Source organism: Streptomyces sp. NPDC060232 (assembly GCF_042726555.1).
Taxonomy (GTDB): Bacteria; Actinomycetota; Actinomycetes; order Streptomycetales; family Streptomycetaceae; genus Streptomyces.
In genome coordinates this window covers 118,335-143,457 of sequence record NZ_JBHXAG010000002.1, presented here as the reverse complement: position 1 = coordinate 143,457, position 25,123 = coordinate 118,335, and the positions used below count along the sequence as shown (strand labels likewise).

1 protein-coding gene is annotated in these 25,123 nt (G+C 74.9%); it reads right to left on the bottom strand.

Features of this window, described 5'->3' with window-relative positions; all coding sequences use genetic code 11:
• Nucleotide 1: 1 nt before the first annotated feature.
• A complete protein-coding gene (locus ACFWFZ_RS04510) occupies nt 2-25,045 on the bottom strand; it encodes an amino acid adenylation domain-containing protein (RefSeq protein ID WP_387116526.1) in 25,044 nt (8,347 codons plus the stop codon).
• Nucleotides 25,046-25,123: the final 78 nt, after the last annotated feature.

Below are 25,123 nucleotides of genomic sequence, written 5' to 3'. Positions count from 1 at the left end.
GTCAGAACCTTTCCCAGATGGAGGGCCGCGGTGCGGGAGCTGATTCCCGGTCGGGTGCCCAGGCGGGCACGGACACGGGCACGGACACGGGCACGGGCACGGACACGGGCTCGGGTGCGGGCGCCGGCACGGCCGCCCGGGAGCCGCGAGGAAGCGGGCGGCGGTCGAACGGCGTCGGCGACAGGGGCTTGCGGAGCGGCACGCCCGGTGCGCGTTCCTCGTCCCAGGCCGTGAGGATGACGGCGGCGTTGGCGCCGCCGTCCGCGAAACAGTTCACGGCGGCGGCCGGGGTCGGATCGGTCAACGGCCGTGTGGAACGCGGCAGTTCGAAGGGTGAGGCTTCGAGGTCGAAGTGGCCGAGGGGCTGCTGCCCGGACAGGAAGGGCACCTGCTGCCGTCGGCTCAGCATCAGGACGGTCTTGATGAAGGCGGCGATGCCCTCCGCGCAGAGCGGGTGGCCGATGCTCGTCTTCACCGAGCCGAGGGTGCAGGGACGGTCCGAACCGTCGCGGTAGACGGCCTGGACGGCCTTCAGTTCCAGCAGGTCGGTGACCTGGGACCCGGATCCGTTGACCTCCACGTGTCCGATGTCCTCGCCCCGCAGGCCGCTGCGCTCCAGTGCGGTGCGCAGCACGTCCTTCTGTGCCTCGTGGCCCGGAGCCGTGGGGCCGGCGGTACGGCCGCTGTTGTTGACGGCGATGCCCTTCAGGACCGCGTACACCGTGTCGCCGTCGGCGACGGCGCGGTCGAGCCGCTTGAGCAGGACGAGCCCGCAGCCGTCGCCGAGGACCACGCCGTCGGCCCGGCGGTCGAAGACGTGGAAGACGGGCTCCCGGCTGAGGATCCCGCGGTTGCGAAGGCCCTCGTGGGCTTCGCCGGTGGTCAGCAGCGAGACCGCGCCGACCACCGCCGACTCGATCTCGTCGGCGCGCAGTGCCTGGACGGCCATGTTCATCGCCGTCAGGGCGGAGGAGCAGGCGGTGTCCACCACCGTGCTCGGCCCGCGCAGGTCGAGGTGCTGGGAGATGTTGGCGGCGAGGTAGTTCTGGCCGACGGCGCGGATGGACAGCGCGGTGTCCTCCTCGGGGCGCAGCCGGCCGCGGGCACCGACGTAGACGCCGACGGGGCGCCCCTTGACCTCGTCGCGGGTGTACCCGGCGTGGCCCAGGAGGACGAGGGACTCCTCCAGCAGGACCAGAGCCTGCGGATCCATGGCCGCGGCCTCCTCGGGCGGAATCCCGAACATCTCCGTGTCGAACGTGCTCACCTCGGGAAGCAGGGCGGCGTAGTCGTCGGGCCTGGCACCCCAGCGTGCGGGATCGACGCGGGTGATGGCCGAGCGGCCTTCGGACAGGAGTCGCCAGTACGCGTCGAGGTCGTCGCCGCCGGGGAACCGGCCTGCCATGCCGACCACCGCGATGTCGTGGTGTCCCGTGAGGGCCGTCGGAGCGGCGGTCGGCGGGAGCGGTGTCGGGGTTGTCTCCGGCCGCCGGGACCCGGATCCACGGCGTACGGGGACCAGGCGCCGCCCGGCCCGGGCGGGTGCCGGGGACTCCGGGACCGCAGGCGTGGCGGGTGCCGGGTCCTGCGCGCCGGGACCGTCGGCAGCCCCGACGACGGCGGCCAGTTCGGCCCCGTGGGTACGGGAGAGCCAGGCGGCGAACTCGTCGAAGGTGGCGTACTCGTAGAGCGCCGACGGATCGATCGGCTCCGCGATGCGCCGGTTGATGGGCTGGAGCACCTGGGCCAGGAGGATCGAGTCGACGCCCAGCTCGTGGAAGGCGCGGCCGTCATCGAGCTCCGCGGGGCTCATGCGCAATTCCTGGGAGAACGTCTCGACCAGCCAGGCCCGGACGGCCGGTACGGAGGCCGGGTCCGCCGCGGGGGCGGCCGGGGCGGCCGGGGCGGCCGGGGCAGGGGCGGGGTCGGGTCCCGGTGCGGGGTCCGGGATCCGGCGGGCCAGCAACAGGCCCGGCTGCCAGCGGTCCCGCTCGGGGACGGCAGGCAGCACGACCGGCGCGGGCGCGCCCGCCAGCACGTCGTCGAGCATGCGCAGCCCCTCGGCGTCCGTGTGGCTGCCGAGGCCGGTCCTGCGGTAGGCCGGCGTGGTCATCTCGCCGAACCCGCTCTCGCGCCAGCTCGACCACTGGACGCTGACCACGGGCAGGGTGCCCGCGTGCGCGCCGGCGAAGAAGTCGAGGTAGGCGTTGGCTCCCGCGTAGTCGCAGTTGGCTGCGCCGAGGCTGGGAATGGCCGAGGCCGTCGACGAGAACAGCACCCAGAACCGCACCGGCTGGCCGGCGAGACAGGCGTGGAGGGAGTCGAGTCCGGCGGCCTTGGGCGCGTACACCGCACGGATCGACTCCAGCGGCTTGCGGATGAAGGCGGGGTGCTCGGCGTCGCCGGCGCCGGCCGCGTGCAGCACGCCGCCGATCGGCCCCATGTCGCGGACCGCGGCGTCGACGGCCGCGCGAACGGCGTCCGGGTCGTCCAGGGGGGTGTCCAGCACGCGCACCCGTGCGCCGAGGGCCTCCAGGGCGAGGATGCCGGCGATCTTGCGGCCGAGGGGACCGTCCTGCGCCGCCGTCAGGGCCCACCGCTCGCGCGGCGGCAGGGTCTCCCGGCCGGTCAGGACCACGTTGCGCACACCGTACGTGCGCACGAGGTGGCCGGCCGCGAGCAGGCCGAGGCCGCGGGTCCCGCCGGTCACCCACAGGACGTGGTCGGCGGGGAATGGCTCCGGCGAGGAGCCGGCCGCGGGTGCCGGCCGCTCGGCGAGCACCGGCAGGTGCCGGGTACCGCCCCGATAGCAGACCGCGGGCTCCTCGTCGGCCGCCGCGTACTCGGCGCCGATCTGCGCGGCCAGCCGCTCGACGTCGGCGACCGGGTCGGCGTCCGTGTCCAGGTGGCGGGAGCGCAGGTGGGCGTATTCGCTCTGGAGGGCGCGGTAGAGACCGGCCCGAGTCGCGCCGGCCAGGTTCACCGGGGCGCCGCCGAAGGCCTCCAGGTTCCGGGTCACGCACAGGACGCGCGCATCGTCGCGGCGCCCTGATTCGACGAACCGCTGGAGCAGGCCCAGCCAGGCGTCGGAGGTGCCCGGCTCGGTTCCGCATCCGGTCAGGTCGATCCAGCCGTCGCACTTCTCCCACTGCGGATCGGGCAGCCCGTCGGGGGCGTCAGCCTCCCGCACCACCACCTCGTGGCGCGGCGGAAGGTGGCGGTCCAGCGCCCAGGCGAGGTCGCGGGTCTGCGCCCCCGCGAGAACGACCACCCGGCGGCGGGGGCCCTCCTGCGGCGTACCGGCCGGCTCGGTGGGAAGGGCCGCCGGTGTCCACTCGCGGACGAGGAAGAGGTGCTCGCGGTCGCCGGGCCCGTCGCCGTCGGCCCGCAGGACGGTCCCCGTGCAGACGGTGGTGTCACCGGCCGCCAGGGTGAACTCCACGGTTCCGTCGTCGCCAGTGGTGAAGACGACGTGGGGCGCCACGCCGCCCGGCAGCGGGGCGTGCCGGACCACGTCGCCGGGCTCGACGTCGGCCTCGGGGAGGCCGAGCCACCGCGCGGCGGCCGTGCGGACGGTGTCGAGCGGGTCGGTGGTCGCGGTCGCAGGACCGGACCCCGCCGGGGCGGTGCGCAGCGACGCGGGACCGGTGGGCAGCCAGTGCCGGTCCCGGGCGAACGGGTAGGTGGGGGCGGAGACGCGCCGGTGCGTGCGGCCCGGGCGGCTGGCGCTCCAGTCCACCTCGACGCCCCCGGCCCAGGCGCGGGCCACCTTGTCGAGCTCGCCCCGGGCCGTCCAGCCGCGCACCACCTCACGGAAGGCGTCCGCGTCGAACAGTGCGGCCACGTCGCGATGGTCCTTGGCGGCGCCCCGGTACACGCCGGCGACGCCTTCCTCACCGCGCACGAACCGGGCCAGGAGCTCGGCCAGTTCGTCCGGGTCGGAGGCGACGAAGGCGACGCGCTCCGCGAGGGCGACCCGGCCGCTTTGGTAGGTGTACGCGAGGTCGGGGAGCTCGAACGGTGCGGCCGGGGCGGCTCCACCGAGCTTCGCGGCCAGCGCGTCGAGGGAGCCCGCCTCGGCCAGGCCGGTGGTCGCGACCACGACGCCCGCCTCCCGGAGCCGTTCCCCCAGCGCCGACAGGTGCACCGCCTCCACACCCTGGTCCGCCCAGGCGGCGGCGGTGTCCACGTCCTGCGGGGCCACGCCCAGGAGGTCCGCGGTCCACTCGCGCAGCGACTCCCGCAGGCCGCTGCCGTCCTGCGGCCGCAGCCGGCCCAGCAGCCGCTCCGCGTAGGCGGTGAGGCGGTCGCCGTCGCGGGCCGACAGCGGGACCACGTAGGCCTCGGCGGGGACGGCCGGCCCGGTCAGGGGTACGGGCGCGGCGTAAGACTCCAGCACGAGGTGCGCGCTCGATCCGGTGGCCCCGATGTTGCTGACGCCGGCCCGCAACGGCAGCACGGTGCCGTCCGCGTCCCGCTCCGGCCGCCACTCCCGCAGGTCGCGCTGGACCCGGAACGGGGAGCGTTGGATGCCGAGGTGCGGGTTGGGCGGGTCCGCGTGCAGGGAGGGGACGAGGGTGCGGTGGTGCAGCTGGAGGACCGCCTTGGTGAGGGCCGCGATGCCTGCGGCGCCCTCGGCGTGGCCCATGTTGGACTTGACCGAGCCGATGCCGCAGAAGCCGGTGTCGCCGGTCCACCGGCGGAATGCCCGGGACAGGCCCTCGACCTCGATGGGGTCACCGAGGGAGGTACCCGCCGCGTGGGCCTCCACGTACCCGATCGTGCGCGGGTCCACTGCGGCGTCCTCGATGGCGCGCGCGATGATCTCGGCCTGGCCGACCGGGCTGGGCACGGTCACGCCGCTGGTCGTCCCGCCGTGTCCGGCCGCGCTGCCGCGGATCACCGCGTACACGTGGTCGCCGTCGCGGACCGCCTCGGAGAGCGGCTTGAGGACGACCGCCCCGACGGCCTCGGCGGAGACGTAGCCGTCGCCGCCCTCGCCGAAGGAGTGGCAGACGCCGTCACCCGCGTGCATGTTCGCCATGCCGTAGGTGAGGTACTTGCCCGGGTGGAGGGAAAGGTTCACGCCGCCCGCGATCGCCACGCGGCTCTCGCGCAGCCGCACGCTCTGCACGGCGAGGTGGACGGCGCTCAGCGTCGACGAGCAGACGGTGTCCAGCGTGATGCTCGGCCCGTGGAAGTCGGAGAAGAACGAGACCCGGTTGGCGATCTGCCCCTGGTTGAGGACGAGGGGCACCGAGACGCCGTCGGCGAGGGCGTCGGCTCCGAGGAGCAGGTAGTCGTGCTGCATCACCCCGGCGAAAACACCGACGGGACGCCGCCCTTCGGGGCCTGCGGGCGGGCACAGCGTCGCCGGGGTGTACCCGGCGTCCTCGACCGCCTGCCAGCAGGTCTCCAGGAACAGCCGCTCCTGCGGGTCCATCCCTTCGGCCTCGCGGGGCGTGATCCGGAAGAACCCGGCGTCGAAGCGGTCCACGTCGTCCAGGAAGCCTCCCCAGCGGGACACGGGGCGGCCGCTCGGGCCACGGACGTGGGCGACGGCTTCCTGCGGCCAGCGGTCCTCGGGGACCTCGGTGACCGTGCTGCGGCCCTGGCGGAGGTTGGTCCAGAAGGCGTCCAGGTCAGGAGCGCCCGGATAGCGGCCGGCCATGCCGATGATCGCGACGGGTTCGCCCCCACCGGCGGCGGGAGCGGGACCCGTCACCGGAACGGGGGCGCCGGACGCCGGCCCCGGCGTCACTCCATCGGGAACCGGGAGGGCAGGGGCCTGCTGAGCGGGGGTAGGCCGTGCGGGCGCACCGGTGCCCGGGAACGCCTGCGGATAGGTCCGGCCGAGATGGGCGGCCAGGTCCCGTACCGTGGCGTGTTCGAAGGGCAGCGTCGGCGACACCGGCTCCCCCACGGCCTCCTCGATCGAGGCGACCAGTTCGAGCACCTGGGCGGAGTCCAGGCCGAGTTCGTAGTAGCCGACGCCGGTGTCGATGTCCTCGGGCCGGCCACCGATGCGCTCGGCGACCAGGCGCCGCAGCAGGGCGGCGGCGGCCTGCGGGGAGCCGGACCGGGTCAGCAGTCCCGGTCGGACGAGCTTGCTGGCCAGCCGGTCGAGCCGGGCCACCTGCCGGCCTTCGGTGTCGAAGAGGTCGACGGTGAGGTACACCATCTCCTCCGCCCGCCCCACGGTGTCCTTGGCGACGCGGGCCACGCAGCTGCCGCCGAGCGGGCCGGCGGCGCGGAACGAGCGCACGTGCAGGGGAAGGAACAGGCCGTCCGCCTCCTCCACCGCCGACCGGAACAGCGGTCCGGCTGCCACGGCGCTGCCGTCGAGCAGGGCCGGGTGGCACAGGAACGCGCTGTCGGCGTCCTCCCGGACCGCCACCGAGGCGATCAGCTGATGCTCGTCCTCCCGCACCTCTCCCGCGGCCCGCAGGACGCCCGAGTGGCTCAGGCCGTGCGCCTCGTGCCGCGCGTACACCTCGTCCAGGGGCACGGGTTCCCCGGGCAACCGTGCGAGGTCCAGTCGGCCGTCGAACTCCGGCGGGCCGACGGCCACAACCCTTACGGTCGCGTACGGAACCGGCTCACCCGATCCGTCGGCCCCGGTCACCCGGACCCGCCAGGCGCCCCGGCCGTCGGGGACGGCGTCCAGGTCGGCCTCGGTCCGTCCGCCGTCCGGCACTGTCAGCGGGCGCAGAACGGTGAGGTCCCGCAGTTCGAGGTCGGCCACGGAGTGCCCCTGCCGGTGGAACGCCTGCAGGACGAGGTCCATGTAGGCGAGCGCAGGCAGCAGCAGCGTGCCGTTCACCCGGTGGCCCGCGACCGCCGGATGGCCGCTGGAGAAGACCAGCCGGTCGCGTACGGGGTCCTCGCGCACAAGCGCTCCTTCGGTGTCGGTGGTGGCGGCGGCCGGGGTGTCCCCGTCGAAGACGCCCGGTGCCGCCGGGGAGCCGGTTGCGGCCGAGGGCGTCCGCGCGAACGAACGCCGCCGCAGCTCGGGCAGGGCCAGCGAGGTCCGGACCGGCCGGTCCGGGTCATCCGGTACCCACGCCTCGACGATGGCGTGGGCGTTCGTGCCACCGTCGGCGAAGCAGTTGACGGCAGCGGTGGGGCGCTCGCCGGGCCAGGGCCGGGCGGCCCGGTCGAACCGGAACGGCGAGGCCACGAGGTCGAAGTGGGGCAGTGGCTCCTGGCCCGAGAGGAAAGGCACCACTTCGCGGTGGTGCACCATCAGGACCGCCTTCAGCAACCCGGCGGCGCCCTCGGCACACAGCGGGTGCCCGATGTTCGGCTTGATGGAACCCAGGCCGCACGGTTCGTCGGAGTCGTCGCGGTAGACCGCGGACACCGCCTTCAGCTCCAGCAGGTCCGTGACGACCGATCCGGAGCCGTTCGCCTCGATGTAGCCGATGTCCTGCGGACGCTTGCCGCTCATGGCCAGCGCGCGGCTCATGACCTCGCGCTGCGCGGCGACGTTCGGGGTGGCGGGGCCCGCAGTGCGGCCGTCGTTGTTGACTGCCAGGCCCTTGACCACCGCCATGATGCGGTCCCCGTCGGCGAGCGCCCTGCCCAGTGGCTTGACGAGCACCAGCGCCGCGCCCTCGCCGAGCTGGATGCCTCCGGCCCGGCGGTCGAACACGTGGAACTCCGTTCCCTCGGCCAGGATGCCGCGGCGTGAGAAGACCCGGTGCGCCCGGTCGTCGCCGAGCAGGCTGACCCCGCCGACCACGGCCGACTCGATCCGGCCGGACCGCAGCGCCTGGGCCGCCATGTCCAGGGCCACGAGCGCGGACGAACAGGCCGTATCGACGACAACGCTGGGGCCGCGGAGGTCGAAGTACTGCGAGATGTTGGCGGCGAGGTAGTTCTGGCCCACGGCCACGATCGGGTTCCGTGCGGCGTACAGGACATCCTCGTCGGGTGCGTGCTGGCTTCGCCCCCCGATGTACACGCCGACAGGGCGCCCCTTGACCTCCTCGGGCCGGTAGCCGGCGCGGTGCCAGAGCGACAGGGTCTCCTCCAGCAGAAGAAGCGCCTGCGGGTCCATGGCGGCCGCGTCCCGGGCGGGCACGAGGAAGTGTTCGGCGTCGAACTCCCCGTAGCCGTCGACGAGTCCGGCACGGTACGGACTCGGGTGGCCCCAGCGACCGGGCGGCACGGCGCCGATGGCGCTGCGGCCCTCCCGCAGCAGCCGCCAGTAGTCCTCGGGGGTCGGCGCACCCGGCAGTCGGCAGGCCACCGCCACGACGGCCAGATCCAGCGGCCCCTCGGACCCGTGGGAGGCCGCCCCGGCGGGGGCTGCCCGGGCCGGGTCGGGCACGGTCACGGTCACGGCGGAGCCGGACACGGTGGCGGGCACGGCCCGGGCCGGCTCCGCCTGGGCGGGGGCGGGCGCCGCGGGCTCCCCGCCCCGCCGGGATCCACCGGGTTCCCCGGCGGCCGGAGCGAAGGCCGCCGACAGCGCGTCGGGGTGCCGGGCTGCCAGCCAGCCGACGAAGGCATTGGCCGTGGAGTGCTCCAGCAGCGACGACGGGTCGATCTCGGTGCCCAGCTGCCTGGCCGTCGTGGCGATCAACTGCGTGACCATGATCGAGTCCATGCCATAGTCCTCGATGGGCGTATCGGCGGTGAGCCGGTCCCTGGCGAATCCCAGTTCCTCCGCCAGGACCGCGAGCAGCCACGCCACGGCGGCGTCGACGACTTCGGGGGCCACGTCCGTCCGGGGGGCGGCGTCGGCCGCTGCGGGGGCCGCGGTCCGGGTCGCCGGTGCGGCGGAGGGCCCGGATCCGGGACGCCTCGCCGTCAGGCCGGCCGGGTCCCACGCCTCGCGGTCCGCGACCACGGCGGGCAGCACCACGGGACCGAGGCCTCCGGCCAGCACCCGGTCCAGGACCGCCAGGCCCTCGGCGTCGGAGAGGGCCGCCATCCCGGTGCGCAGGAACGCCGAGCTACGGACCTCCCCCATGCCCGACTCCCGCCAGCTGGGCCACTGCACGCTGACGATGGGCAGGCCGTGCGGCCCGGCGGCGGCGAGCTGGTCGAGGTGGGCGTTGGCCATGGCGTAGTCGCTCTGTCCGACAGCCAGCACCGGTACGGCGGCGGCCACCGAAGAGAACAGCACGAGGAAGCGGAGCGGCTCTCCCGCGAGAGCGTCGACGAGGGCGTCGACCCCCGCGACCTTGGGTTCGAGGACCCTGCGTACCCGCTCCAGCGGCTTGCGCACGAAGGCCGGGTACTCGGCGTCCGCGAGCCCCGCGCAGTGCAGGACGCCGCCGATCGGCCCGAGGTCGGCCCGTATCGCGCGCAGCGCCCCGGCCACGGCGGCCGGGTCCGACAGCGGCAGGGCGCATACCTCCAGCCGGACGCCCTCCTCGCGCAGGGCCAGCAGGGCCCTGATCTTCTCGCCGCGGGACGAGTCCTCGTCCCGCAGCCCCTGCCACTCCTCCTGGGGCGGCAGCTGCTCGCGCCCGGTCAGGACCAGCCGGCGCACGCCCCGGGTCCGCACGAGGTGGCGGGCGGCGAGCAGGCCCAGACCGCGGGTGCCCCCCGTCACCAGCAGGACGTGGTCCTTCGGGAAGGGTGCGGGTCCGGCCTCAGACAGGCCCGCGGCGGGCAGTTCACTCAGGACGGCGCGGAGCCGGTCGCCTCCCCGGTGGGCGATCTCGTTCTCATCGCCCGGAACGGCGAGTTCGGCCAGGACCGCGCGGACCGCGTCGGGCCCGTCGGTCCCTTCCTCGAGGTCGACGTGCCGGGAGCGCAGACTGCCGTACTCGCTCTGGAGCATCCGGTAGAGGCCGGCGCGGGCTCCTCCGTGCCGCGCCACCGGTTCCGCGCCGACGCGCTGGAGGCCCCGGGTGACGCAGAGCAGCAGGGGTGCGGCGCTTCCGGCGGCGGCCGTGGCCACCACGCGCTGGAGCCAGGGCAGCCAGACGTCCAGTCCCTCGTCGCCGGAGTCGGCCGCCGCGTATGCCGTCAGGTCGACGACGGCAGCGGGGCGGGGGTCGGAGTCGGCCGCCAGGTCGGCCGGCCGGAGCAGTCGGACCCCGGGCAGTCGCGCGGCGAGGAGCCGGGCCGGCTCCTCGGAGCCAGGGCCGACCAGTACGGCGACGGAGGCGGGAAGCTCCCCCGTGCCGGCCGGAGCGGGCCACCAGTCCTTGACGAGCAGGGCGGCTTCTGCGGGCGGCTCCGCCCCGAGGCCGTGAGCCGCCGGGCCCGTGAGGGGTTCGGGCGCGGGGGCGGGCTCGGACACGGCCTCCGGCGCAGGCAGCAGTGCCTCGCCGACCGTGCAGTGTTCCGGCTCGAACGGGTAGAGCGGCAACGGCAGTCGGACGGGGGCGGGGCCGGACCCGTGACGCCACTGAACGACCCCGCCGGCGACCCAGTGCGCGGCCTGTTCCGCCAGCGTGGACTGCGCTCCCGGCCGGGTCGCGGGCGTCCCCGTCCGGGCCTCCCCTGTCCACACACCGGCGGGGTTCGCACCGCCCGCGAGGTGGGCGTCGAGCCGCTGGAGCAGCCCGGGCACGTCCGTGAACTCGACGGCGAGCCGGTGGGCCATGGCCTCGCGGCCGGTCTGGAGGGTCCAGGCCAGAGCCGCCGGGTCGGTGGCCGCACCGGGCCCGCGCAGGAAGTCCGCGAAGTTGCCGACGTGTTCGGCCAGCCGACCGCGGTCCCGGGCAGACAGGACGAACAGGCGCGGTTCCGCCGCGCTCCGGGGCCGGGGCCGACTCACGTACTCCTCCAGGATCAGGTGGGCGTTGGTGCCTCCGGCGCCGAAGGCGCTGACTCCGGCCGCCCGGCGCAGGGGCCTGCCGTCGGCGTCCGCGGGCGCGGGCCAGTGGGCCGCCTCCCGCTGGACGGTGAAGGGGGTGGCGTCGAAGTCGATGTTCGGGTTGAGGCGTTCGGCGTGCAGGGACGGCACCAGCTCCTCGTGGCGCATCTGGAGCAGGACCTTGGTGACGGCTGCGATGCCGGCCGCCGACTCGGCATGCCCGATGTTGGACTTCACCGACCCGAGCGCGATGGCGCCGCCGGTGGCCTCCCGGTCGCTGTACACCCGGGTGAGCCCGCTGATCTCGACGGGGTCGCCGAGGGCGGTGCCCGTGCCGTGCGCCTCGATGTAGGTGACGGCGCGCGGGTCGAGTCCGGCGCGGACTGCGCGGTCCAGGGCTGCCCCGACCAGGTCGCCCTGCGCGCGCGGGTTGGGGACGCTGTACCCCTTGGACGCACCGCCGTGGTTGACGGCGGAGCCCTTGAGGACGGCGAGGATGCGGTCGCCGTCGCGTTCGGCGTCGGTGAGCCGCTTGAGGAGGACCGCGCCGGTCCCCTCGCCGGGCACGTAGCCGTCGCCACCCTCCCCGAAGCTGCGGCACCGGCCGTCCGTGGACAGAAACCCGCGCTGGCAGAGCTGGAGGTACTTCACCGGGTGGCTGGTGATGTTGACGCCGCCCGCCACGGCGACCTCGCACTCCCCCGCCCGAATGGCCTGGGCGGCCAGGTGGATGGTGACGAGCGACGACGAGCACATGGTGTCGACGGCCACGCTGGGACCGGTGAATCCGAAGAAGTAGGAAGCCCGGTTGGCGACGGAGGCGTACGAGGACGAGGTGGCCGCCCCGGTTCCGCGCAAGGCCGCTTCGACGTTGTACAGCTGGTAGTGGCCGTACATCATGCCGACGTAGAGGCCTGTGCGGACCCCGGCGAGGCTCTGCCGGGTGTGGCCGGCGTCCTCCAAGAGGTGCCAGACGGTCTGGAGGAAGACGCGTTCCTGCGGGTCGAGGTGGTCGGCCTCGGCCTTGGACATCCGGAAGAACATCGGGTCGAAGGCGTGGGCGTCGGAGAGGAAGCCGCCCCACTTCGCGTACGCCTTCCCGGCCACCCGGCGGTCCGGGTCGTAGTACCGCGAGTGGTCCCACCGGTCGGCGGGGACCTCCTCGATCGCGTCGACGCCGTCCCGGAGGTTCTGCCAGAACCGGTCGAGGGTGGGGGCCTGCGGGTAGCGGCCCGCCACGCCGATGACCGCGATGTCGTCCCGTCCGGCGTCGGCCGTGACGTCGGGGGCGGACCCTTCCGCTGCACGGACGCTCACGCGCCGGGCCGGGGCGGCCGCTGCGACGGTGACCGGTGCGGCGGCCGCCGCGCTGCCCCCGGTCGTCGCCGGGGGCTGCGTGGTCACGCCCCCCTGCTCCGGCGGAGCGCCGAAGGCGGCCGCCTGCTCCGGGCGCCGCTCCCGCAGGTGCGCCGCGAGTTCACGGACCGTCAGATACTCGAAGAACAGGGTCTTGGGGAGTGGTCCGAAGTCTTCCTCCAGACGCCGCGTGACGCTCATGACCAGCAGCGAGTCGAGCCCGTACCGCTCGAAGGACTCGGTGGGGTCGAGGTCGGCCGCGGCCATGCCCAGCTCCTCCGCCACCACCCGCACCAGCCGGGCCTCCACCTGTCCTGCGGACGGGAGCGCGGCTGCGGGGTCGCCGGCCCTTGGGGACGGGACGGGGGCGGGCCCGGGGTCTGTCCCGGCGGGCGCGTCCAGCACTTCCAGCAGCCGGGTGGTGTCGCCCGCGACGGGAAGGACGCGGGGCTCGCCCGACAGGAGCGCCGCCTCCCACAGGGCGAGACCAGTGCCGGACTCCAGCGGCTCGACGCCGAGTTCGGTCCGCAACCGGGCCACGGACGCCTCGTCGGCGCGCATTCCGCCGTTCCTCCACAGCGGCCAGTCCACGGCCACGCTGCGGCCGCTGCGCTCTCCGCGGCGCCGGGCCTCCTCGCGCGCGGCCAGGAAGGCCCCGAGCCAGGCGTTGGCGTGGGCGTAGTCCGCCTGGCCCGCCCCGCCCAGCGCGGCGGCCATCGAGGAGAACGCGGTGAAGTACTCCAAGGGCTGGTCCGCGGTCGCCTCGTCGAGCCAGACCGCTCCGAACGCCTTGGGGGCGAGGACCGCCTCCGCATCCTCGGCGGTCTTGTGGAGCAACAGGCCGTCGCGGAGCACGCCGGCCGCGTGCGTGACACCGGTGACCGGCCCGAAGCGCCGGTTCGCCTCGGCGACCAGAGTGCGGACCTGCTCGCGATCGGTGACGTCGGCCCGCAGGAACTCGATCCGCCCTCCGCCGGGCGCGGGGTGCCCGCCGGTCCACCCGGTCGGGGCCGAGCGGCCGGTCAGTACCACGGTGCCCCCGCTGGAGGCGGCGATCCGCTCGGCGGCGAGGAGTCCGAGCCGGCCGGTTCCACCGGTCACCAGGTGCACCCCACCGGCACCGAACGGCCGCTGTCCGGGGGCGGTGGGCGCGACGGCCCGCCACCCCGGCACGTACCGGCCGGTGGTGTCAACCCGCAGCTCGGCAGGCAGGTCCTCCAGGACGAGGGCGGCGACGGCTGCCGGATCGTGCTCGGCGGGAACAGTGACGGCGCTGAAGGCCAGGTCCGGATTCTCCTGACGGACGGAACGGGCGAAGGCACCCATCGCCGTGTCGAGGGCGGCGTGCGGGGAACCCTCAGCGGCCAGGTGGACGTAGCCGAGCGGCCCCGACCGTTCGGCGAACCAGGCACGGCAGAAGGCGACGGCGGTGCCGAGGCCGTGCCGGGCCGCCCGGCGGACGTCTCCCCCGCGGGCGGCCGCGTGCACCACCCTCAGCGGGCCGCCGCGGACGGCGCCGAGCCGGCGGGCCGCCCCGGCGGCCTCCTCCGGGCCGGCGGGCCCCGCGTACATCACTGTCGTGCCGGGGAGGGCCTCCAGGGCGGCGCGCAGTTCCGGCGCCGCGGTCGCCTCGGGGTCCAGCAACAGCACGGTGCCGCCGGGGGCGGGGACAACCGGGGCGGGAGCATGGACCGGAACCGGGACCGGGACGAGGAGGCTGCCGGCGGCGCGGTCCGCCTCGGCGTGCGCCGTGCGGTCCGCGTGCGCCGAGCGGCCGGCGCCGGCAGTGCGTCCGGGGACCGGCCGCAGCGTGAGCCGCTCGATCCGGGCTAGGACCAGTCCGTCGGCATCGGTGACGTCGATGTCGAAGGAGGCGTCCCCGCCGTTGCGGCGCACATGGGCGTGGCGGGCCCGGTCGAGGTCGCCGAGGACCTCCACGGCGGAGATGGAGAAGGGCAGGTGGGGAACGTCGTCCGTGGCAGCGGCGAAGACCCCGGTCGTCTGCAGGGCGGCGTCGAGTACCGCGGGGTGCAGCCGGTGGCCCGGCTCGCCCCGCCGCGGTTCGGACGGCGGGCTCAGCAGGGCGATGGCCTCGTCGGCTCCGTACGCCACCTCCTCGATCAGCCGGAGGGACGGGCCGTAGGCGAAACCGTGCCGGGCGAACTCGGTGTAGCAGGCGGCTCCGTCCCGTACGTGCGGGCAGCGGCCGCGCACTTCCCCGGGATCGATGCGTCCGGCCCGCACCGGCACGTCGAACAGCAGCCGGCCGGTGCCGTGCACGACGCCCTCGCGGCCGTCGTCGACGGCGATCAGCCGGTAGTCGGCTGCGGCCGGGGCGGATCCCGCAGCGCTGAGCCGCACCCGGACCTGTCGCGGCCCGGCGTCCAGGGCCACGGGAGCGGCCCAGACGATGTCCTCCACCCGGGTCACCCGGGCCCCGCCCTCATGGGCGAGTTCACCGGCCAGGCGCGCCATCTCCGGGTAGGCCACGCCCGGCAGGACGGGACGGCCGTGCACGACGTGGTCACGGAGGAAGTACTCGTCCCCGCGGAGCAGCTTGTCGAAGGCCGTTCCGTGCGGATCGCAGACGTCGGCGTCGAGCAGGCCCGGGTGCAGGGGACCCGCCGGAGCAGAAGGGGCCGCAGCGGTGCCTGCTGCTCCGGGCGCGACCCAGTGCCGGGTCCGCTCGAAGGCGTATCCGGGCAGCGGGATGCGCCGTGCCGGTCGCTCCTGCGGACCGCACGCCGGCCACGACACGGTGTCGCCCCCGGACCAGCGGCGGGCGAGGACTCCGGCCTCCCGGTCGGCGGCGGTGGCATCGGCGGCGTCGGCGGCACCGGCGGGCGGTGGGTCCCCTGCCGCGATCGCGTCGAGGCCGGCCAGCAGCCCGGCGCGTTCGCGTGCGACGACTGCCGTGCGCCGCGCGTACTGCTCCCGGCCGTGCTGGAGGGTGTGCGCCACGTCGCCGAGGTCGGCGTCCTCCGTGCGCAGGAACGCGGCGAGGCGCCTCGCAGCTCCGGCGAGCGCCGCGTCCGTGCGTGCCGACATCGGGAAGACCAGGGGACCTCCCGCGCGCGGAGCGCGGTCGGGCGGCGTCGGCGCCTCCTCGACGACGACGTGGGCGTTGGCCCCCCCGAACCCGAAGGAGCTGACGCCGGCCCGGCGGGGCAGGGCCTCACCGGCGGCGTCGCGCGGGGCCGGCCACGGCCGGGCCTCGGAGACGACCTCGAAGGGGGTGCCGGTGAAATCGATGTACGGGTTCCGCTGCTCGAAGTGCAAGGTGGCGGGGATCGTGCGGTGCCTGAGCGCCAGCACTGTCTTGATCAGCCCGGCGATGCCGGCGGCGCCCTCCAGGTGACCGATGTTCGTCTTCACCGATCCGAGCACACAGGTCGGGTGCTCGGGCTGCGGCCGGCCCGCGTCCCGGTACAGCTCGGCGAACGCGTCCTTGAGACCGGCGGTCTCGATGGGGTCGCCGAGGGCCGTGCCGGTGCCGTGCGCCTCGACGAATCCGACGGTCACCGGGTCGGTCCCGGCCTCCCGGTGTGCCCGCAGCACGAGGTCCGCCTGTGCATTGGGATTGGGCGAGGTCAACGAGTTCGTCCGCCCCCCGTGTCCGGTGAGCGCGGCCTTGAGGACCGCCTGCACGGGGTCCCCGTCGCGTTCGGCGGCCTCCCGTTGCTTGAGGACCACGACGCCGACGCCCTCGCCGCGGACGTAGCCGTTGGCACGGCTGTCGAAGGCCTTGCACCGGCCGTCCTCGCTGAGCATCTCGCCCCGGCTGAGCGCGACGTACAGGGACGGTGTGAGGATCAGGCTGACGCCCCCGGCCAGTGCCAGGTCGCAGCGCCCGTCGCGGAGGGCGGCCACAGCCTGCTCGACGGCCGTCAGGGAGCTGGAACAGGCGGTGTCGACGGCCACGCTCGGACCGCGGAGGTCCAGCAGGTAGGAGAGCCGGTTGGGGATCACCGAGAGGGCGGAACCGGTGACGGTGTGCCCCTCGATGCCGCGCCCGGCGGCCCGCTGCACCTCCGGGTACTCGGAGTTGGTGACGCCCAGGAAGACGCCCACCCTGCGGCCGGCGAGGTCGCCGGGCCTGATGCCGGCGTCCTCGAGGGCATGCCATGCGGTCTCCAGTACCAGGCGCTGCTGCGGGTCCATAAGCTCGGCCTCGCGGGGCGATATCCCGAAGAAGGCGGCGTCGAACCGATCGACGTCCGGCAGGAACCCGCCCCACCGCGAACGCGATCCTTCGGTGTGGGCGCGCCAGTCCCAGCGCTCCGCCGGGATCTCCCGCACGAGGTCGCGGCCCGCCGAGAGGTGCTCCCAGAACGTGGCGAGGTCGGGTGCGTCCGGCAGTCGTCCAGCCATCCCGATCAGTGCGATGTCGCCCGTGGCGCGGGCCGCGTCAGCGGCACCGCCCTCGGGGGCGGGTGCCGGTGCTGCGAACCGCTCGGGGTGCGCGGCGGCGAGGTGCGCGGTGAGCGCCGTGATCGTCGGGAACCGGTAGAACAGCGTGGGGTTGGCCTCGATGCCGAACCGCGCGGCCATGGCCGTGGCGAGGGCCGTGAAGGCCACCGAGTTCATGCCGAACGAGCCGAGCGGAGTGTCCCGCAGGATCTCGGCGGGAGCGAGCCCCACCAGGTCGGCGACGAGTGCGGCGATTTCGTCGGCGGGGCCGGAGCCGGCCTGCGCCGGCCCGGTGGTGCGGGAGGCGGGGGCTGCTGCCCCGGGATCCCGGCCCGGGAGTCCGAGGGGGTGGGCCGCCAGTGCCCCCCGGTCCACTTTGCCGTTGAGGGTGCGGGGCAGCGAGGCAACGGCGACCAGGACGTCCGGGACCATGTAGTCCGGCAGCCAGGCGCGCAGGTCGTCCCTTCCCGGGAGTCCCGTCTCCGGATCGGCTCCGTCCTCCAGGACGCAGAAGCCGCGCAACATCACGTTGTCGGGGGTGGTTCCGTGGGCCACGACGACGGCCTCGCGGACGCCGGGGCGGCGGCGCAGCGCGGCCTCGACCTCTTCGAGCTCGATGCGGAAGCCCCGCAGTTTGACCTGCGAGTCCATCCGGCCCAGGTACTCGATCCGGCCATCGGGCCGCCGCCGGACCAGATCGCCGGTGCGGTACAGCCGGGGTGACGGGGCTCCCGGCACGAGGTTGTCGACGAAGCGCTCGCGGGTGAGAGCCGGCCGGCCGAGATAGCCGCGGGCGAGGCCGTCGCCGCCGATGGCCAGCTCACCGGGCACGCCGATGGGGGCCTCGGACATCCGGACGTCGAGCACGTACAGCTGGGTGTTGGCGATGGGACGGCCGAGGGTGACGGGGTCGCCGGGGGTGATGCGGGCGGCGGCGGACCAGATGGTGGTCTCGGTGGGCCCGAAGAGATTCCACAACTCCCGGTTCCCCTCGGCCAGCAGGAGCGCGGTGTCGGCGTCGAGAGCCTCCCCGCCACACAGCACCTTGAGGTCCGGGTCGCCCTGCCAGCCGGCGGCGATGAGCATCCGCCAGGTGGCCGGGGTCGCCTGGACCACGGTGGGCCGTGCGCTTTCCACGGCGCGGCGCAGCCGGATGCCGTCACGCGCGTCCTCGGCGGGCAGGATCTCCAGGCTGCCTCCGGTGACCAGCGGCAGGAAGAGCTCCAGCGCGGCGATGTCGAAGCAGACGGTGGTCAGGGCGAGCAGGCGGTCCTCGGGACCGAAACCGGGTTCGAGGGCCATGGACGCGAGGAAGTTGACCAGGGCGCGGTGCCCGACCTCCACGCCCTTGGGCCGACCCGTCGAGCCGGAGGTGTAGATCACGTAGGCGGTGTCCTCGGGGGTCGCACCGGGTTCGCCGCCCGTGCCCGCGCCGGCGGCAATGGCCTCCCGGTCGCGATCGCCGTCGAGGAACACGGTGCGGACACCGGCGCCGGCGAGCGGGGCGGCGGTCGCCTCGTGGGCGATCAGCAGGTGGAGGCGGGCGTCTTCGGCCATGTAGGCGAGGCGTTCCGCCGGGTAGCCGGGGTCGAGGGGCACGTACGCGCCGCCCGCGCGGGCCACGGCGAGGAGGGCGACCACCATGTCGGCGGATCGTTCGAGGAGCACGCCGACGGTACGGCCGGGCGCCACACCGAGCCTGCGCAGGTGGCCGGCCAGCCGGTCGACGCGTTCGGCGAGTTCACCGTAGGTGAGCCGGGTGCCGCCGTGGGTAACTGCGGGGGCATCCGGCCGCAGTGCGGCCTGCTCCTCGAAGAGTTCGGGCAGGAGCCGGTCGCGCGGGTAGTCACGGCGGGTGCCGTTCCATTCCTCGTGCAGGACACGGAGTGCGTGTTCGTCGAGAAGCGGTACGGCCGTGTGCTCGCGGCCGGGGTCCGCGAGGAGGCCGTCGAGCAATCGTTCGTAGTCCCGGGCGATCCGGCGGGCGGTGTCCTCGTCGAACAGGTCGGGGTCGTACTTGAGCGTGTAGCGGCAGCCGTCGCGCTCCTCGATGACCTCCAGGGTGAGCTCGAACTCGCCCTCCTGGTGAACCCCGTCGACGGGCCCCCGTACGAGGCCGTCCTGGGGCCGGTGCCGTTCGAGCCAGTTCTGGAAGTAGAACGCAGCCTGGAAAGGCTCGGCCGGGGCACCTGAGGAGTCCCGGGGGAGCAGATCGGCGACTTCGATCAGCGGCAGGGCGCCGTGCTCCAGGGCTTCGGTCACGGTGCGGTGCACGCGGCCGAGGAGGGAGCGGAAGTCCAGGTCGGGATCCACGTCCTCGGCGAGGACCACCATGTTCATGAAGTATCCGAGCACGTCGTCGTAGGCGCTGCCGGGGCGCCCCGCGGTGGGTGTGCCGACGTGGATCCGCCGCTGGCCGCCGTAGCGGTGCAGCAGGGCGAAGTACGCGGCGACGAACACCGCGAACAGGGAACGGTGTTCGTCCCGCGCCAGGGCACGGGCGGCCCCGGTCGCGGCGGCGGTGAGCCGGCCCTCGACGCTGGCGCCGCGGCGGCCGGGAACGGCACGGCGGGGCCGGTCCAGCGGGAGCTGGAGCAGGGGCGGCTCTCCGGCCAGCCTGGCCCGCCAGTGGTCGCGCAGGCGCGCACCCTCCGGCCCGTCCAGCATCCGCTGCTGCTCGGCGACGAAGGCGGCGTGGTCGCGGGCGGGGCGCGATGCGGACGGCGCGACGCCGGCGGCCGCGTTGCGGTAGGCGTCCTCGAGTTCGCGCAGGAAAACCCCGATGGAGACCCCGTCGAACACGATGTGGTGGAAGAGGAGCAGCAGGAGCTGGCGGCCGTCGGGGAGGGCGAAAAGGGTGGCCCGCACCAGCGGGCCCTGGTCCAGGGCGAACGGGCGGCGCGCCTGCGCACGGACGTGCTCGAGGACGGCGGCGTCGTCGTCGACGGCGAGGTGGCGGTGGTCGAAGTGGAGCTCCAGCCAGCCGGCGACGGACAGCACCGGCCCGTCCTCGCGGCGGTGCACGGTGGCCCGCAGCTGGTCGTGGCGGTCGAGGATGCTCTGGAGGGCGGTGCGGAGGGCGGCCACGTCGACCGCAGGATCGATCCAGGAGGCGAGCGGCAGGTTGTAGGCCGTGGTGCCTTCGGCGAGCCGGTCCAGCACCCATAGGGCGTGCTGCCCGCGGGAGAGTGGCAGGAGGCGGTCTTCGGGCACCGCGGCGGGCGGGCGGAGCCGGTAGGCCCGGGCGGCGGGGGCGGCCCCGCCGGTCGTCCCGGCCGGTCCGGCCGGACCGGCCGGGGAGCTCTCCCGTGCCGGGGCCGCCGTCGGCGGGGCGGCCGCACCCGCGGAGGCACCGGCGGGGTCCGGGCCGATCTTGCCGCTCTCCACGAAGTGGCCGACCGCCTCGCGCAGCGTCGGGTACTCGTAGAAGTCGTTCAGGTCGACCTTGGCGCCGAACTCGTCCGCGACGGCGGAGACGATCTTCATGCCGGTCAGCGAGTCGAAGCCGTACGCCTGGAGCGGCCGGTCGGGGTCGACGGGCTCGTCCAGCTTCAGGGCACGCTCGGTGACCGCCGCCAGGCGGGCCAGCAGCCCCTCGCCGAAGCCCTCGGCGGGCCCGCGGCCGACTGGGGCGCTCTCGGCACGGCCGGCCGGCCGGCCGGCGCCGGGGGCCTCGGCGGGCGCGGTGGCGACCGGGCCGGGAGAGGTCCCCACGATCACGCTCTGACCGAGGTCGGAGCCGTCGGAGGCGGTGCCGCGCCAGGCTTCCACGTTCTCGAAGCCCGCTTCCGCGAGCAGGCGGGTCCAGGTATCGGGCGAGGCCAGCGGGGCGTCGGGGATGCGGAGTTCGGGATCGGTGGACAGCCACCAACCGTCGAGGACGCCGCCGCCGACGGTGTTGCTCGAGCGTAGGGTGGTCAGCTCGTTGAGCACCAGCCGCCCGCCGGGCCGCAGCAGGGACCGGGCCTTGCGCAGGCCGGCCCGCAGGTCGCGGGTGGCGTGCAGGACGTTGGTGGCGACGACCGCATCGAACGTGCCGGGCGTGAAGCCCTGCTCCTCGACCTCCCGTTCAAGGTCCAGCACCCGGAACCGGGTGAAGGGGTAACGTCCGGCGAGGCGTTCCTCGCCGTGCTCGGTGAAGCGTGCGGAGATGTCCGTGTACCAGTACTCGGCGGGGCCGGCGCGGTCGGCCAGCACCGGGAGGACGCGCTCGGACGTGGCTCCCGTCCCGGCGCCCAGTTCGACGATCCTTGCGCCGGCGTCGCCGGGCAGCTCCGCGAGCCTTCGGCGCACGGCCTCCGCGACCGCGTCGTTGAAGGAGTCGGTGAGCGGGTTGCCCTGGTACAGCCCCTGGACCAACTCCATGGAGGCGTCCGGGAACATGATCTCGGTGGCGCGGACCTGGCCGCGCAGCACCTCGGGGTAACGCTCCAGGCAGAGCCGGGTGAGGGTCACGGTCGGCGCCAGGTCGGGCCGGTCCTCGGCCAGCCGGTCGAACGCCTCGCGCAGGTCCTGCGGACCGGGTGCCCGGGTCCGGGCGGCGGGCAGGACCCGCAGGTGCGCGCCCTCGTCGGCGAGGTACCCGGCCCCTACGAGGATGTTGAGCAGGGCGGTGTACTGGCGCGCGAACTTGGGTGCCACGCCGAGCCGGTCGGACAGGCCGTCCTTGGGATGGGTGGTTCCGGGGTCGGTGAAGACGCCCATGCGCTGGAAAGCGTGCAGCAGCGCGGCCTCGCTCAACCGGTCGAGCCGCCGGTGGGCGGCCGCCACCGCGTCGACGGGGGCGGGGTCCGCGGCCACGGGCAGCCCGGTTCCGGAGCCGGGGCCCGCTTCGGCGCGGGTGCTCAGGGCCATGCCGAGGGCGGCCAGGCCGCGGGCGTGCGCGCGGATCGCCATGACCTGGGCGTACGGTCCGGCGATCACCTCCGAAACGGCGGCAAGGCCTGCGACCGTGCCGAAGGGCTCAATGCCGAGGTCGGCGAACATGCGCCGCAATCCGGGCCGGTCGCCGGACCCGATCTCGCCCCAGTAGCCCCAGTTGATGACGCGGACCGGGTGGGGCAGGTGGCGGTCGAGGGTGCGGGCGTACGCGTCCTGGAACGCCGTGGCCGTGGTGTACGTACCGTTGCCCGCGGCCCCCGCGAACGCCCCCACCGAGGAGAAGAGCACGAGGAAGTCCAGCGGACGGTCGCCGAGGGCTTCCACGAGCGCGGCGCTGCCCTCCATCTTGACCCCCACGGCACGGCGGAAGCCGGCCTCGTCCAGTTCGGCGAGCGTGCGGGTGTCGAAGGTCATGGCGGAGTGGAACACCCCGTGCAGGGCTCCGAACCGGTCCTCGGCCTCCCGCACCGCCCGCCGGACGGTGTCGGCCGAGGTGACGTCCCCTGCGACGTGCAGGACGTCGCCGCCGGCGGCCCGGATGCGGTCCGCCGCAGCCTGCTGCGCGGTACCGGGAGCACTGCGGCTGATCCAGACCAGCCGGGCGCGGTGGGCTCGGGCCAGCTCCTCGCTGAGCGCGAGGCCCACGCCGCCGGTACCGCCGGCGACGAGGTACACGCCGCGGTCACGGTAGACGGGCGTCGCGGGGGACGTGCGGGGCAGCTCCACGAGTCGGCGCAGGTACCGGGTCCCGCCGCTGACGAGCACGGTGGCACCGGTGCGGTCGCACGGCTCGGCCGTCACGGCCGCGGCGGTGCGGGCGAGGCCGTCGCGTCCGCCGTGCGCCTCCGTGTCGGCCACGTCGACGCAGGCGGCGCGCAGTCGCGGCAGTTCCCGGAGACCGACCTGGACGAGGCCGTGGAGCGCGGCGGCATACGGGTTGTCGCCGCCGTCGGCGGGCAGCCGGTGGACGCCGCCGGTGACGACGCTGAGCCGGTGCTCCCGCGAGGAGCGGCCGAACCGCCGCAGGAGCGTGAACAGTGGTACGAGGCCGAGGCGCTGGCCCTCGTCGAGGGAGGCGTTGGCGATGCCGCCGAGGTGGTACACGTGGTCGGCGTCCGCGGCAGCGCTCTCCCATCCCTCGGCGGAGGGTCCGTCGAGCCGGACGATGCGCGCCGTGCCGGCGGCGTAGCGGGCGGCAACGGCCTCCGCGAGGCCGGCCGAGGCCGCCGTGGCGAGGATCAGCACCGTGCCGGCGCCGGAGCCGGGTGCGGCCGTGGTCGGCCCGGCGGATTCCCATACCGGTCGGTAGTGCCCCATGCGGGCCCCGCCGTCGGTGCCGGCGCCGGCGGCGGAACCCGTGGCGGCGTCCGTGGCATCGGCCACGGGTCGGCCCGTCGCCGCCGGCAGGACCACAGCCGTCCCGGTGCGCGGCGGGAGTTGGGGGATCCAGTACCTGCGGCGGGCGAAGGGGTACGTGGGCAGCGCGGTCCGCAGGACGGTGCCGGGTTCTTCCAGGCGGTCCCAGTCCACCCGGGCGCCCGCCGTCCACAGTTCGGCGACGGACTCCAGGTCGCGTTCGGCCAGGGCGCGCTCCAGGCGCGCCCGCCCTTCCGCGTCGGTGCCCCGGCGCCCGGTGATCCGGCCGTGGCGGGCGCCGGGCACGGGACGTCCTTCGGCGAAGGCGGCCAGCCGCTCGCGCAGTTCGTCCAGATCCCCGACCGTGAAGGCCAGGCGGACGTCCATCGGCTCGCGGCCGACCTGGAGGGTGTGCGTGACGTCCGCCAGGCGCGCCGGGTCCGCGGCGGAGGGTGCGGGCTGCCGCGCCGGGTCCTCGGTGGTGACCGCGAGGGCGGCAGCGAGGTCGCGCAGGGTGGTGCCGGCCCAGTCCAGGTCGGGCGCTTCCGTTGCGAACTCCCTGCCCAGGGCGGCGGCGAGGGCTGCCTGCTCTGCGGCGCCGAACCCGAAGTCGAGCAGGTCGCAGTCCGGGTCGAGGTCCTCGGGCGCGACGGCGAGCACGTCCGCGGCCAGCCTCAGGCAGGCGGCCAGCGGGCCGGGGTCCGAAGCCGGGGCGTCCGGCCGTGCGGCGGCGGGGTCCGCGCCGTGTACGCCTGACGCCAGGGCCGCCGCCAGTCGGCCGGCCTGTTCCCGCAGCTGCTCCTCGGTGCGGGCGGAGAGGACCAGCAGCCGTCGGCCGGGGGCCGGGGGCCGGCGGTCGGGTCCGCCGGTGTACTCCTCCACGACGACGTGGGCGTTGGCGCCGCCGCCGCCGAAGGAGCTGACGCCGGCCCGGCGCGGCAGGGCCGTGGGGCGCCCGTCGGCACCCGGGACGGTGATCCTCGGCCAAGGGGCCAGCTTCTGCTGGACGGCGAACGGGGTCGCGTCGAAGTCGATCTCGGGGTTGAGCTCGGACGAGTGCAGCGACGGGGCGATCTGCCCGTGCCGCAACTGGAGGAGCACCTTGGTCAGCCCGGCGATGCCGGCCGCCGATTCGAGGTGGCCGATGTTGGACTTCACCGACCCGACGGCGACGGTGGCGCCGTCGGTGCGCCCGCCCAGCGCCTCGGCAAGACCTGCGATCTCGATGGGGTCTCCGAGCGGGGTGCCCGTGCCGTGGGCCTCCACGTAGCCGATGGTGTGCGGGTCCACTCCGGAGCGCCGCAGAGCGGCCTTGATCACGGCCGCCTGGGCTGCGGGACTGGGCACGGTGTAGCCGACGGTCCGGCCGCCCGCGTTCACCGCCGTACCCCGGATGACGCCGAGGATGCGGTCCCGGTCGGCCTCGGCCCGGCTCAGCGGCTTGAGGAGTACGGCACCGCACCCCTCCCCCGCCACGAAGCCGTCCGCGCCGGAGCCGAAGGCCTTCGTCCGGTCATCGCGGGAGACCATGTTGCGGCGCGAGTACAGGGCCAGGTGCTTGGGGTGCAGGATCAGGTTCACTCCACCCGCGAGTGCGGCCTCGCACTCACCCCGGCGCAGGCTCTCGCAAGCCAGGTGGACGGCCGTCAGCGAGGCGGAGCAGGCGGTGTCGACCGCCAGGCTCGGCCCGGTCAGGTCGAGGACGTGGGAAACCCGGTTGGCGAGCGACCAGTGGTCGGAGTGGGCGTCGGTGTGCACACCGAGGGCACTGGCCTCCCCGCCCATCCACTCGTAGTTGCTGTTCATGAGCCCGACGAAGACGCCGACCGGGCTACCCGCTCCGAGGCGGTGCGGCGGATAGCCGGCGTCCTCCAGGGTCTCCCAGGCGGTTTGCAGGAACAGCCGTTCCTGGGGGTCCATGTTCTCGGCGTCGGTCGGCGAGATCTGGAAGAACAACGGGTCGAACCTGTCCGCGTCGGCGACGAATCCGGCCCATTTGGTGTGGCCGGTGGTGGGGCCGGCCACCGAGCCGTCCGCGCTGTAGTGCGCGTCGGCCTCCCACCGGTCGGCGGGCACCTCGGTGACGCAGTTCCGGCCGTCCCGCAGGTTCGCCCACAGGTCGTCGGGGGTGTCGGCGAGCGGGTACCGGCCGGCCACGCCGATGACGGCGATGGGCTCGTCGCCACCGGCCGCGTCCGTCGCCTGCGCGCCCGCAACCTGCCCCAGCAGCTCGAGCAGCAGCGCTCGCTTCTTGTCCATGTGCCCTTCCGTCCGTCCGCCTGATCCGTCCGTCACCATCGCCGCGCCGTGCCCCACCGCTCTGCGCCCCGTCCCCGT

Bases quoted from the DNA above. Each gene is read 5' to 3' on its own strand.
- ACFWFZ_RS04510 (WP_387116526.1), bottom strand. From the start codon at position 25,045: ATGGACAAGAAGCGAGCGCTGCTGCTCGAGCTGCTGGGGCAGGTTGCG.